Below are 13220 nucleotides of genomic sequence, written 5' to 3'. Positions count from 1 at the left end.
CTTAAGAGAGGTATTTATCCATCAGTTCGGACAACTCAGTCTGATCTGATACTATATTCTTTTCATATTTTTCTGGGCTCCATATTTCCACATAGGAACCCACTCCGATCACATAAGCTTCCTTATCGATCCCTGCAAAGGCCATGAAATTTTTGGGAATCAAAAATCTTCCCGCATTGTCTAGCTCCACATTGACCAAGCTGTCAAAAAAACTTCTCTTGATCCTTCTGTGGATCGGATCTCTATCAGAAAGCCCATTGATCTGATTGAAGAGCTTCTTAAACTCCTGCTCTGGATATAATGCTAGACAGCCGTCATCACCGAAACGCAAATACAGCTCGCTACCATTGGACTCTGGAATCGCCGCCTTGATTTTGGCAGGCAATGCCAGACGACCCTTGGCGTCCACCTTGCATTCGTATCGACTGTTAAACATTCCCATGTGCTGCACTTGAGTTTTCTATAAATACAAAAGTAATAAAAGCTTTTACACATCCCACCACTTCTCCCCACTTTTCACCACTTTTTCTTAAAAGTATCTAAAAGTTTGAATTATCACAATTTTTTTGAGAAAATTTCATCACTTTTTTGCTTGATGATCAAGGTATTGACAATAACAAGGACGGTGAATTGATCCACGTAAAAAAGGTTAAAAATGCATTTAAAAGGGATTTTTTTCAAAGGTAAGTGAATCTAAGGCAAAGTATGATTTGATTTGGGAAAAAAGTGGGGGAATTTCCCATAGCATTAGACGTTAAATTTTCCCATAGGCTTAGTAGGATAAAGTAATTAATGACTTAATTTAGTGCCGCGAAAATTACCCTTATGAAAAATATACGATTGCTGATCCTTGCCACTATAATCATCACAGCGGCATGCAATACCTCAAAAAACGATTCAACCACAGACCTGGCTGGCATTTGGCATGCTGAGCTGGACATGTCTCCCGATGTACTGCCATTTGGCTTAGAGCTGACCCAAAGTGGGGAAAAGTGGCGAGCAGTATTGATCAACGCTCAGGAACGCCTAGAAATAGAAGGGATACAAGTGAGCTCGGATTCTGTCTGGATACCACTGGGCATTTTTGATTCGGATATCAAGGCGGTAATCACCGAAACTGGTGAACTAAAAGGAAGCTATATTAGGAATTATGCCAGTGACTATATTATGCCATTTTCTGCAAGCAAGTCATCAGAACGCAAAAGATTCAATACCAGCGAACCGCCAAGTACTGATTTCTCTGGGAGGTGGAAGACGATCTTTCAGGACAACTCAGGCAAAACATATGAAGCCATTGCTGTATTGGATCAAGCAGGCGATCGCATTACGGGCACTTTTCTCACTGCTTTGGGTGATTACAGATTTCTGGAAGGCAATGTCAGTGGGGACACCTTTTACTTGAGTGCTTTTGATGGCAGTCATGCATTCTTTTTCCAGGGAGATGTGCTAGAAGATGGTTCAATGCAGGGTAGATTTAGAAGTGGCCCAAGGTATCAAGAGACATTTATTGCTGTCCGAGATGAGGAATTTGAGCTGCCAGATGCTGGAAGCTTGACCTATTTGAAAGAGGGATATGAAACTTTGGAATTTTCCTTTCCAGATACCGATGGGAAAATGTTGAGCATGAAAGACGAGCAATTCAAAGACAAAGTGGTTTTGGTACAACTATTTGGTACTTGGTGTCCAAACTGTATGGATGAAACCAAATACCTTGCTCCTTGGTATGAACAAAACAAAGACCGAGGAATAGAAATCATCGGCTTGGCCTTTGAGAGCAAGCCTGACTTTGACTATGCAAGTAAGCGGGTAAAAAATGCTGCTGAGCGACTAGGAGCAAATTATACTTTCCTAATCGCTGGAGTGAGCAACAAAGAAAAAGCGTCCGAAGCACTCCCTGCCCTCAATAGCGTAGTAGCCTTCCCTACTCTTATCTATATCGACAAAAAAGGCAAAGTCCGCCACATCCACACCGGCTTCAATGGCCCTGGCACAGGAGGATTATATGATCGATGGATTGAAGAACATGAAAGTTTGGTGAATGGGCTTTTGGGGGAAGGCTGATAAAACACACAACAAACCAACTGGGTGTTGTTTGTAACCAATAAACTACTGGGTGTAGTTTATAACTACACCTCAAATATCTAGACTAGGTGGTCTCTCGTTGTTGAATGCGGAATAGTAAATTCCATGGATATGAAAGCGTAGATGCAATCTACGCTTAGGCGACTCAGTCAAAATATTAGTCAAACCGCAGAGGGCGCAATGAAACGCAGAGAAAAGGTCTGATTTTATTAATTGAGGTTAATCTCAAAAAGTGTAAAAGTCATATTGTCCTCTCCTATCATATCGGTATCATTGAGTATATACATACCTTCCTCGGCAAAATGAATGTACCAATAATTAAATGCGGACACATCAACGTCGGCTAGAACATTTCCATTCATGTCTGAAAACAAAAGCCTGTTCTCATGCTTTTCATCAAGCATTTTAAAGGAATCTTGGCTAATCCTATCAAACTCATTTTCGGTTAAGGCTTTTCTGTAATGTCTGATGATCAGTTCTCTATATTGATCATAATAGACGGTTTGAAAAGCGTTACCTGTGTAATACTCCTTCTTCCATTCATTTGGTCTCTCGCCTTTTCTATTTGACATGTCGACAAAGTCTTTTTTTGGTGAAAGGATAAAATGCTCAACTTCTCTAAAATCTTTCGTGATGTAAATTTCATCAGTAATTGGGAAATTAATTAGATATTCACCAGTATCAGGGCGCTTTACAAAACTAATTAACATATCTAAAACATTAACATTTTTCATCAGGTAAGCTTCGGGTAACTGAAATAGCTTTTCTACTTTCTCCTGATTTACATCCAAGGACATCACTAATTGAGTCAAGCTTTCATACTTCCATGGTGGTTTACCATATATGTAGGAAAGTTGAAATAACCCATAGAACACCTCCTCGCTAAAGTCCATCTGCCTGTAATACCCTGCTGACAAGAAAAATGCATCAGCGTCATATTTAGAAATTTTAGTGTTGAATTTGATCTCGTTATTCTCTATTAAATAGAGTTCCGCTCGATTATTATGATACGATAAATACTTATTGTTCTCTAAAGGTGTGATCAATGTATTTCCAGACTCATAAGGCGTCACATAACCATTGATATTGCCTAACTCCAATATTTCCACAGCTTCCCCGCCTTTTCTAAGATCAAATTTCCCGATACCTTTCATACTTTGAATAAAAAAGTAAGGACGATCTCCATCATTTAGAAATACTGGGTTACCATGAAGTTTAGGAAAAGTACTCCCCAAGTCTATTGAAACTTCCTTGACAGGAACTAGTGAAATGGCATTAACTACTCCAGATTCCGAATTTTGGCTTTGTTTGCATGAAAAAAATATCACTATAACAAAAATTAACCATAAAGCATTTTTCATATTTCAAATCTTTAATAAACCCAGAGTTTAGGAAAACTCTGGGTAAACATACTATTCTAAACTTACTCTATAACTACTTCTCTGAAACAATCCCCATACAATATACCATCTGGGAGCTCTAAACACATATTTACCGTATCAATGCAAAATCCAGCTTCATAAACCTTACCTGCTTTTGGAATAATTTTACATGGCTCCTCTTCTGCAACTACTATAAATGGTACTACAAAGAGTGCTGACAAACAAATACTTAACAATTTCTTTCTCATAACAATTTTTGTTTTGGTTAAAATATGATTTAAATGACTCTAAAAGTTTGACCACTAATAAAGCTGGTAACAAGAAAGAAAGAAAGAAAGAAGCAAGTTTTTAGTTTAAAATATTTTAAAAATTCTTTAGCTAGATTTGGGGTGAAAACAAAAACTTATAGACCATGACATTTACATACAAGCGGGTTATTACTTTTTTTCTAAGAGGTTTACTCTTTGTGGTTCCCATCGCGCTGACCATCTATGTGATCATTTTGATTTTGAATTTCTTGGATGGCATCATCCCAATCCCTGTGCCTGGTTTCGGGATTTTGATCATGTTGGGCTTCATCACTTTTGTAGGCTATCTGGCCAGCTTATTCATCACCAAGCCACTATTTGACCTTTTTGAGCGCTGGGTATTCAAGATACCTCTAGTCAATATCCTCTACACGAGTATCAAGGATTTGATGTCGGCTTTTGTGGGAGATAAGAAAAAATTCAATACACCTGTAATCGTCAAACTCTCCGAAGGAATGTCCAGAATGGGCTTCATCACGCAAGACGACCTCAGTGTATTGGAGGAAACCGAGCTTGTGGCCATCTATTTCCCACATAGCTACAATTTCTCTGGCAACCTCTACTTGGTACCTAAGCAAAATGTCCGCATACTCAAAAATGTAAGCAGCTCCGACGTGATGAAATTTATAGTATCAGGCGGAGTATCAAACTTGAGCAAAGTAGATTAATATGCATATCCGCAATTATTCTCCTAACCAAAAATAAGAGTCTAGATGAATCCGATACTAATAGATATTGGATACTCATTGATATTGGCTTGAAATCAGAGGTTTATAACACCTTGATGTTCCACTGGTAAGAAAGTGGATAATCATATAGATTAATTATTGATACCAAGAATATTGCCCGATTCTAAGAAAGCAAATCACATAAAAAAACCGCTAGCGTCCAGCTAACGGTTTTTTTATGCTTTTGTAAATTAGAATTACAGTTGCGCGTCAAGTTTTTGAGCCAGGACAGCTTTTGGAACTGCTCCTACTTGCTTGTCTACAATCTGACCACCTTTGAAAAACAAAAGGGTTGGGATGCTTCTGATTCCAAACTGAGCTGCTACCGCGGGGTTTGAGTCTACATCTACTTTACCAACTACAGCCTTACCTTCGTAATCACCTGCTAGCTCTTCCACTACCGGGCCGATCATTTTACAAGGTCCACACCACTCAGCCCAAAAATCCACTAGGATAGGCTGCTCAGATTTCATGATTTCTTCAAAGTTAGAATCAGTAATTTCAATTGCTTTTGCCATTTTATATGTCTGTTTTATGTTTTTCGAATGCCGAATATACTACTAAATTCAATTCTACTCCAATAAGTTCATTCAAGGGAAGAATTAGGGGTTATTGAAGTTTAGGGTTTATTTGGTTGGGAACACAAGGAACACTAAGGAGGCACGAAGAGCACTATTGGATTATTTTGTGATCTTCTTGCTTCTTTGAAGTCTTAGCGACGCTTCATAGAACTACAATGTCAAAACGCTAGCTCTCCCTAATCGATTAATCTGTTAATCAACTAAACATCAACACTTAAACTATCTGATACACCACCTCTGGCAATTGCCCCAGCTCCTGAATCATTTCATTGGATGGGTCTACTTGATACTTTTTTGACATCAGGTCGAGGGTGATATTTTCCTTTCTATCGATGATATTGATATAGAGCTTTGCATCGCCCTTGTACCGCTCTGTAATTTTCTCCAACTTCTCCATCAAGTCCAATGTAAGGTCATCCAGGTCAATGTTGACCCTCAAGCCTTTTACCATTTTTCCTCTCACTTCACTGAGCAGGGACATGTTGTTGATCTTGAATTCAGATTCTCCTTCCTTCCACTTGTTGGGATGCACTGAGCCCGTGAGGTAAAGGAACCAGCCTGTCATGAAGTATTCCTTGAATTTGATATAATCTTCGCCAAAGATGAAGAAAGTATGTCCACCATGGTAATCTTCTATGGTCAGCGTTCCAAAGGGTTTTCCAGTTTTTGTGGTTCTATGTGCAAAGGAGGTCACCATTCCTGCCGCTTTGATATCGCCCTTGGTCTTGAGCACATCTATGTTGTTGAAATCAGTCATGGGCGTGTTGGTAAATGATTCCATCTCAACCCTGAATTGATCCAATGGATGACCTGATATATAAAGCCCTACAACATCCTTCTCAATATTCAGAGCCTGCAACTGACTGAAAGGTTCGATGGGTGCTATAGTAGGGAGCGGCACTTCCATTCCTCCACTTCCACCAAAGAGGCTTACCTGCGAACTATCAGCTTCCTGCTGTACTTTTTGAGCATATTTCACTGCCTTTTCCAATAGATTATGATCCCCATCGGCTGCTTCTAGGTATTGGCGTCTATGATGCTGAGGGAAGCAGTCAAAGCCCCCTGCCATGGCCAAAGATTCTAACGTTTTCTTATTGAGTGCCTTTGCACTGACTCTTTTACAAAACTCAAAGATGTTGGGGAACTTCCCGCTCTTCTCTCGCTCTTCTACGATGGCATCTACTGCTGCACTCCCTACTCCCTTGATGGCAGCCATCCCAAATCGGATCTGCCCTTCTTGATTTACTGTAAAACCATTCTTGGATTCATTCACATCTGGTCCCAAAACAGGAATTCCCATTCGTTTACATTCTTCCATGAAGAATGTCACCTGTGTGATATCATTCATATTATTACTCAACACGGATGCCATATATTCTGCTGGGTAATGTGCCTTGAGGTAAGCTGTCTGATAGGCAATCCAAGCATAGCAGGTAGAATGGGACTTATTGAAGGCATAGGAGGCAAATGCTTCCCAATCCTTCCATATTTTCTCTAATTTCTTAGCATCATGCCCTTTAGAAGAAGCCTGCTCGACAAACTTGGGCTTCATCTTATCCAACACATCCCGTTGCTTTTTCCCCATGGCCTTCCTCAAGACATCGGCCTCACCCTTGGTAAAACCCGCTAGCTTCTGAGACAAAAGCATAACCTGTTCTTGATAGACGGTGATACCGTAGGTTTCCTCCAAGTATTCCTGCATGTCATCCAGATCATAAGTGATCGGTTCTACACCATGCTTCCTTTTGATAAACGAAGGAATATATTCCAAAGGACCTGGCCTATAAAGGGCATTCATGGCAATCAAATCTGCAAAAACTGATGGCTTCAGCTCTCGCATGTATTTCTGCATACCGGGAGATTCATATTGGAATATCCCGACAGTTTCTCCTCTTTGGAAAAGCTCATAAGTTTTGACATCATCAATAGGAAAAGTATCTGGATCCAAGGTGATACCATGACGCTCCTTAACAATCTTAACTGCATCTTTGATCAGAGTAAGTGTCTTCAGACCCAAAAAGTCCATTTTGAGCAATCCAGCACTCTCCACGACTGAGTTGTCAAACTGTGTGCAGACCATATCAGAATCCTTGGCCAAGGCTACAGGCACAAAGTTGGTAATATCATCGGGTGTGATGATCACACCACATGCGTGAATACCTGTATTTCTTACAGAGCCCTCCAATACTTTCGCTTGATTGATGGTTTTGGAGCTTTCATCACTGCCTTTGGAAATGCGAATCAATTCATCGGCTTTGCCAATATCTTCACTATTCCCCTTGAGCTTGTCAGATAGCTTCGCCCTATCTTTGGAAAGGTCAAAAAGCGCCTTGAGCTTGATGTCAGGTACTAGCTTGGCCAATCGATCTGCATCAGATAGTGGCAGATTCAAAACCCTAGCAGTATCTCTGATCGCTGACTTAGCCGCCATAGTGCCATAAGTAATGATCTGCGCCACTTGATTGGAGCCGTATTTATTGATCACATAATCAATCACCAACTGCCTACCTTCATCATCAAAGTCAATATCAATATCGGGAAGTGAAACCCTATCAGGATTGAGGAACCTCTCAAATAGCAAATCATAAGCGATAGGGTCTACGTTGGTGATTCCTGTGCAATACGCTACAGCTGAACCTGCAGCTGAACCCCTACCCGGCCCCACTGAAACACCCAGGTTTCGCGCAGCGGCGATAAAATCCTGCACAATCAAAAAGTAACCCGGATACCCAGTCATCTCAATGGTCTTCAGCTCAAAGTCCAAGCGCTCTTTGATTTCATCGGTTATTACAGGATAACGTCTTTTAGCCCCTTCGTATGTAAGGTGCTTCAGGTAAGCATTCTCCCCTCTTTTACCTCCATCCAATTCATCTTGTGGATCTATGAATTCAGCTGGAATATCAAACTTCGGTAGTAAAACTTCACGAGCCAGCTTGTAGCTCTCGATTTTTTCTACAATTTCATTGGTACAGGAGATCGCTTCGGGAAGATCAGCGAAGAGCTTTTTCATCTCCTCTGGGCTCTTGATATAAAACTCATCATTAGGGAATCCATAGCGAAATTCCCTCCCACGCTTGCCTATGTATTTCTTAGGTTTCTCTACAAGTTCTCCATCCTTCACACAAAGCAAAATATCATGCGCCTTTGCATCATTTTTGGTATTGTAATAGGTATTATTAGCTGCGAAGTATTTGACACCATACTTGTGAGCAAATTGGAGTAATACTTCATTGACTTTTTCTTCTTCAGGAACTCCATGACGATTGAGCTCTACATAGAAGTCCTCTCCAAATTGCTCTTTCCACCACACAAAGGCCTCCTCAGCTTGTGTTTCCCCTACATTCAAAATCAAAAAAGGAATCTCTCCCCAAAGTCCACCTGTGGTAGCAATGATATCAGACTTATATTGGACTAATAGCTCTTTGTCTATCCTTGGTACATAATAGAATCCTTGGATATTGGCATAAGAAGCCAGTTTGGCTAGATTGTGGTAACCAGCTTTATTTTTTGCCAACAAAACAGTCTGAAAACCATCATCTTTTTGACTTTTATTCCTCCTATCTCTAGCCAAATAAAATTCACAACCCACTATGGGCTTGATCTCCTTGGCTAGTGCCTCTCTAACAAAGTGAAAAGCTGCCATCATATTACCGTGGTCTGTCATGGCTATCGCTGGCATGTTATACTCCTTAGCACGAGCGATCATCGCAGGGATCTCTGAGGTAGCTTGAAGTATAGAATACTGTGTATGAACATGCAAATGCGAAAAAGGAACATCCTTCAAATCCGAAATATCAGCCCTTCCAGCAGCTCTAAGCACATCTTTGGCAGCTTCCTTATTATCATCTTTGGTAGCTGCTGCAAAATTAGCTTCTTCCAGCCTAGGTGCTTCATAGATAACTTCTTGGACAGCGATACCTCCTTCTGTAGACTGTACGCCAGCTGTGATCAAGCCAAAGAAACACTTGGCTGTCGCATCCACATCGTAGGCCGCATCGTGCGCATCTTCAAAGCCAACTCCAAAGAGCTTCTGATGCAGTTCTGTCAGCGTAGGCCATTTGAATTTACCCCCTCTTCCTCCCGGCAGAGCACAGAATTCGGTGGAGATATCTTTGGTATCAAGCTCCTTTTTTTCAGGAAGCTGCATAGGCACAGCCTTCCTCAAAAATTCCGAGCCAACCACATTGATATCAAAACCGATATTATGACCTACCAAATATTGGGCTTTGGCTACATCTTGATCAAAGATCTCCAAAACCTCTGACAGATCATGCCCTTCTTTCAATGCCCTATCTGTAGATATACCATGTACCTTCTCAGCATTGTAAGGAATAGTAAACCCTTCTGGCTTTACAATAAAATTATTATTCGAAATCAGCTTTCCTTTGGCATCATGAAGCTGCCAAGCAAGTTGAACTAATCTTGGCCAGTTGTCATCTGCTGCCATGGGCGCATCATAACTCCTTGGTAATCCAGTGGTCTCGGTATCAAAAATTATATACATATGTACGCTGTCGATTTGGGCATTGTAAATTAACAAACATCCTAGCAAGTGGGCAATGTATTGGCGGAAATTGTCAGTATTTCTTATACTTAAATTGTGGGGATTATTGCACGTAAAAAACTTGGCAATGGTAGAGTGAAGATTGAATATTCATATAGGCATAGAATTTCAATCTGAGTATTTTCTCTAAGCTTGACATGTATTGAAGGACTGACTTTTCTAGGGATTAGAAGATAGATTTCTTTTTTTTTTTGCAACAAAATTGCAATTATTTCGATAAAACCTATATACTCTTTTTAAAGTAGTTTTTTTTATGCTTATGTTTAGAATCAGTAATTATAAACTCAAATATTAATCGCAATGAAAAAAAGATTTTGGTTAATTGGGGCATTGGCCTTTGTGCTAGCCTCTGGCACACAGGCACAGGATGCTACAGCCATCAAGTACGCTTCTACCATCACCGCCTCAGAGCTAGAAACTCATCTGAGGTATATTGCTTCTGAGGAACTCAAAGGTAGAGATACTGGAGCCGAAGGTCAAAAAATGGCAGCTACTTACATCAAGGAGCATTTTCAAAAATATGGCCTTAAAGGCCCAGTAAATGGAGATTATTACCAAGTTTTCGAACTGGTTTCCAACAGTTATCCAGAAGTACAACTTCAAGTAGACAAATCAAAATTGCAGGCCAATAAAGACTTTATTTTTGTAGGTGATGCAGATATGAAAAAAAGCCAAAAAGCAGATGTAGTCTTTGTAGGCGATGGCTCAAAGGAATCCTTGGCAAAGGTAAATGTAAAAGGCAAACTAGCAGCAGTTTGGGCCATTGGCGGCAGGACTCAAAATGTGGTCAGAGATGTGATGGAAGCTGGTGCTATAGGAGCTATCATCACCACCATGGAAGATCAGGCTGCATTTGATAGGTTAGCAAGTCGATATGCATCTATGGGTTCGTCAGGCGGAAGATTAGGTTTCGAAAGACCTACACAGCAAGAGCCCGCCTTCATGGTGAGTGCAACGCAGATGGCAAAAATGTTCAACGTAAGCCTTGACGATTTGAAAGCTGCTACATCTAATCCAAACATAGTGAAACCCGTTTCGTCCAGCTTCCAAGTAAAAAAGCAGAAAAGAATAGTATCTACCGAGAACGTCCTGGGTTATTTGGAAGGAACTGACAAAAAAGAAGAAGTATTGGTGATTTCAGCGCACTATGACCACGTCGCTCCCAATGCAGATGGAAGTGTCAACTATGGCGCGGATGACAACGGATCGGGAACAGTCGCTTTGATGGAAATTGCTGAAGCTTTCGGTATGGCCGCTAAGGACGGTATTCGTCCAAGCAGAAGTGTATTATTTGTTGCTTTGACTGCGGAAGAAAAAGGCTTATTAGGTTCACAATATTATGTGGAGAATCCGATTTTCCCTTTGGAAAACACTGTCAACAACCTGAACATAGATATGTTGGGTAGAATTGATAATATCTATAAAGACAAGGAAGATACTGATTACCTTTATGCGATTGGTTCGGCGATGTTGTCTAGCCATTTGAAGATCATTTTGGATTACAACAACATCACATATACCAACCTCAATCTCGACTACAGGTATGATGATCCTAATGACCCAAATAGGTTCTATTTCAGATCTGATCACTACAATTTTGCCAAGTACAACATCCCATCAATCTTCTTCTTCTCAGGACTACACAATGACTATCATACTCCTGCTGACACAGTGGATAAAATTGAATTCCCTCTGATGACCACTAGGGCAAAATTGATCTTCCATTTGGCTTGGGATCTTGTCAATAGAGCTGAAAGAAATCCAGTAGATGGCTCCAATAATAGGGGAGAAAGATAGAATTCTTTGTTGTTTGACTTGAATAGGACATCAAAATATCATCCGTGAATTTATTCAATGGGCAAGTTACCCACTGATTTTTTATCTCTTCCCTTCCCAAGGAACATAGACCACTTTCTTGGTTTCGAAGAATTCTCCTTGGAAATAATCATCCAAGTGATAACTGACATACCCTACATTTCTTTCTTCCATTTCTTCATCGACATCTCCCCCTTTGAGCAAAAACATGCCATTTTGAAATTCATTGAAATCTTCTTTTTTGAACTTCCCTTTGACCCAAGGAAAAAAGTTGGTAAATCTGGTCACTGCTCTACTCACCACAAAATCATACTTCCGTACGAGCGATTCTGCTCTTGCTTGCTGCGCTTCTACATTTGAAAGCTTGAGTTGCTTGGCCACGTCTTTGACCACAGTGATTTTTTTGCCAATAGAATCTACCAAGTGAAAATGTGTATCAGGGAATAATATAGCCAATGGAATCCCTGGAAAACCTCCACCTGTACCGATATCCAATACTTTGGTACCTGGCTGAAACTGCATCACCTTAGCTATACCCAAAGAGTGCAAGACATGGCGCTCGTAAAAATGATCCATATCCTTCCTGCTGATCACATTGATTTTGTCATTCCATTCGGCATAGAGTGTTTGAAGTTTTGCAAACTGCTCTATTTGCTTTTCAGTCAGGTTGGGGAAATATTGAAGTATCAAGTCCATGTATGCTCAAATCTAATTTCTCACAAAAATAGGGTGAATATTAGAATATACCTGCTTGGAGGAGAAATGAATGTCTTTCGATTGTAAAGATTTGGCTATTGAAAGGTTTCAGAATGGATATATTTATGATTTCAACGTGATTCAGCATGGAGGAGCCGTTCTCTTCCAGCCTACTCCTAACTTTTTTAAGATACTTAACTTTCTATTTACTCTGAACCGCCCGCTGTATCCAAGGTGATGTTGTGGTATTCCCGCTTAAGCGGGACAGGCTGTGATTTTTATTCTTGAGAAATGAATTCAGCCCAAGAAACTATTTTTGTCTTCTCTATCTTCCCTAATACTAATAAGTCAGAATCTCCTGTTACTAAGAAATCTGCTTTACCATCAACCGAAAGACTCAATAAGAAATTATCTTTTGGATCCCTACATTCATTGATTTTTGATTCCACCCTTATTAATTCTCCAAAAGTTTCAATTTGGTTCAGAAGTGCTTTGATATCTGATTTTTTAAAAAATCTTTTGAATTTGGGCCTTTCTGAAACCATTAAAAACTCCTCAAGCAATTCTTGCGAAAAAATCAGTGTTACTGCCCCAGATTCAAGAAGGATATCCAATTCCTTTTGTCTTTTGGAGATCAAAAAACTTATCCACAGATTAGTATCCAGAATTACCCTTCTATTTTTCATACCGGGCTTTGCGGACTGCTTCAACCTCTTTAGTAATTTCTTCTAAACTTGGGGCTTCATCTGACTTACTCCTGAATTTTTTCAATACTTCAGAAAAAGCATTCTCAGATTTATCTTTCTTAATCCTTATCAAATCCAAATTTGCCAAATCTTTCAAAAGGGCTTTGGCCTTAGGATTCAATATATCAACTCTAATAGTTTCCATATTTTTAATCTTTCTTAAAGATACGAATTTTTTAAATCGGTGGTCATTTTATCATGCACCACAACTTCAATATACGCGCTACAAACATTCGCTTAGCAACCATACTAGCTGGAAAATAAGCGAACATTTATATCATTATTTCAACCAACTAAAAATACTGAAAAAATTCTAAC

11 protein-coding genes are annotated in these 13220 nt (G+C 39.9%); 3 read left to right on the top strand and 8 right to left on the bottom strand.

Translation table 11 applies throughout. From position 1 onward, the window contains the following. Position 1: 1 nt before the first annotated feature. A complete protein-coding gene (gene mraZ / locus CHB66_RS02605; protein ID WP_076500035.1) occupies positions 2–442 on the bottom strand; it encodes a division/cell wall cluster transcriptional repressor MraZ in 441 nt (146 codons plus the stop codon). 383 nt (positions 443–825) lie between these two features. Here mraZ and CHB66_RS02600 point away from each other — a divergent pair, with 383 nt between their 5' ends. After that, positions 826–2061, top strand: coding sequence for a TlpA disulfide reductase family protein (locus tag CHB66_RS02600; RefSeq protein WP_089237691.1), 1236 nt, complete (start codon positions 826–828; stop codon positions 2059–2061). A 230-nt stretch (positions 2062–2291) separates the two neighbouring features. Here CHB66_RS02600 and CHB66_RS02595 read toward each other — a convergent pair whose 3' ends face one another. Continuing rightward, entirely contained in the window at positions 2292–3443 is a 1152-nt protein-coding gene (locus tag CHB66_RS02595; RefSeq protein ID WP_089237689.1) for a DUF4221 family protein, read from the bottom strand. 62 nt (positions 3444–3505) lie between these two features. Beyond that, complete coding sequence (locus CHB66_RS02590; RefSeq protein WP_089237687.1) at positions 3506–3712, bottom strand: hypothetical protein; 207 nt, start codon at positions 3710–3712, stop codon at positions 3506–3508. A 164-nt stretch (positions 3713–3876) separates the two neighbouring features. On the opposite strand from CHB66_RS02590, the gene CHB66_RS02585 reads away from it, so the two are divergent. After that, positions 3877–4440, top strand: a complete 564-nt coding sequence (locus CHB66_RS02585) for a DUF502 domain-containing protein (protein ID WP_089237685.1) — start codon at positions 3877–3879, stop codon at positions 4438–4440. Between the two features lie 257 nt (positions 4441–4697). On the opposite strand, the gene trxA is transcribed toward CHB66_RS02585, so the two are convergent. After that, entirely contained in the window at positions 4698–5036 is a 339-nt protein-coding gene (gene trxA / locus CHB66_RS02580) for a thioredoxin (RefSeq protein WP_262484458.1), read from the bottom strand. A 259-nt stretch (positions 5037–5295) separates the two neighbouring features. Next, positions 5296–9585 carry a DNA polymerase III subunit alpha gene (dnaE, locus tag CHB66_RS02575; RefSeq protein ID WP_089237683.1) on the bottom strand — a complete coding sequence of 1430 codons (4290 nt, stop codon included), beginning with the start codon at positions 9583–9585 and terminating at the stop codon, positions 5296–5298. Positions 9586–9945: 360 nt separating this feature from the next. On the opposite strand from dnaE, the gene CHB66_RS02570 reads away from it, so the two are divergent. Then, positions 9946–11442 (top strand): M28 family peptidase, encoded by a 1497-nt coding sequence (locus CHB66_RS02570; protein ID WP_089237681.1) that lies wholly within the window; start codon positions 9946–9948, stop codon positions 11440–11442. 81 nt (positions 11443–11523) lie between these two features. Here the strand turns inward: CHB66_RS02570 and rsmG are convergent, their stop codons facing one another. The 3 genes from rsmG to CHB66_RS02555 form a co-directional block, all read right to left on the bottom strand. Then, positions 11524–12156: a 16S rRNA (guanine(527)-N(7))-methyltransferase RsmG gene (gene rsmG / locus CHB66_RS02565; RefSeq protein ID WP_089237679.1), complete on the bottom strand. Its 633-nt coding sequence runs from the start codon at positions 12154–12156 to the stop codon at positions 11524–11526. Positions 12157–12434: 278 nt separating this feature from the next. Continuing rightward, complete coding sequence (locus CHB66_RS02560; RefSeq protein ID WP_089237677.1) at positions 12435–12842, bottom strand: putative toxin-antitoxin system toxin component, PIN family; 408 nt, start codon at positions 12840–12842, stop codon at positions 12435–12437. Further along, positions 12832–13047: a hypothetical protein gene (locus CHB66_RS02555; protein ID WP_009034614.1), complete on the bottom strand. Its 216-nt coding sequence runs from the start codon at positions 13045–13047 to the stop codon at positions 12832–12834. Before CHB66_RS02555 ends, CHB66_RS02560 begins: the two co-directional genes overlap by 11 nt. Positions 13048–13220 lie beyond the last annotated feature (173 nt).

Origin of the sequence: Belliella buryatensis, from assembly GCF_900188245.1 — a bacterium.
Classification (GTDB): Bacteria; Bacteroidota; Bacteroidia; order Cytophagales; family Cyclobacteriaceae; genus Belliella; species Belliella buryatensis.
The sequence above is the reverse complement of the archived record's forward strand: the minus strand, read 5'-3'. Positions and strand labels throughout refer to the sequence as shown.

What these genes read in the sequence shown, in the direction of transcription:
- CHB66_RS02560 (WP_089237677.1), bottom strand. Translation starts at nt 12,842, where the DNA reads ATGAAAAATAGAAGGGTAATTCTGGATACTAATCTGTGGATAAGTTTT.
- CHB66_RS02570 (WP_089237681.1), top strand. Translation starts at nt 9,946, where the DNA reads ATGAAAAAAAGATTTTGGTTAATTGGGGCATTGGCCTTTGTGCTAGCC.
- mraZ (WP_076500035.1), bottom strand. Translation starts at nt 442, where the DNA reads ATGGGAATGTTTAACAGTCGATACGAATGCAAGGTGGACGCCAAGGGT.
- CHB66_RS02600 (WP_089237691.1), top strand. Translation starts at nt 826, where the DNA reads ATGAAAAATATACGATTGCTGATCCTTGCCACTATAATCATCACAGCG.
- CHB66_RS02595 (WP_089237689.1), bottom strand. Translation starts at nt 3,443, where the DNA reads ATGAAAAATGCTTTATGGTTAATTTTTGTTATAGTGATATTTTTTTCA.
- CHB66_RS02555 (WP_009034614.1), bottom strand. Translation starts at nt 13,047, where the DNA reads ATGGAAACTATTAGAGTTGATATATTGAATCCTAAGGCCAAAGCCCTT.
- CHB66_RS02590 (WP_089237687.1), bottom strand. Translation starts at nt 3,712, where the DNA reads ATGAGAAAGAAATTGTTAAGTATTTGTTTGTCAGCACTCTTTGTAGTA.
- CHB66_RS02585 (WP_089237685.1), top strand. Translation starts at nt 3,877, where the DNA reads ATGACATTTACATACAAGCGGGTTATTACTTTTTTTCTAAGAGGTTTA.
- dnaE (WP_089237683.1), bottom strand. Translation starts at nt 9,585, where the DNA reads ATGTATATAATTTTTGATACCGAGACCACTGGATTACCAAGGAGTTAT.
- rsmG (WP_089237679.1), bottom strand. Translation starts at nt 12,156, where the DNA reads ATGGACTTGATACTTCAATATTTCCCCAACCTGACTGAAAAGCAAATA.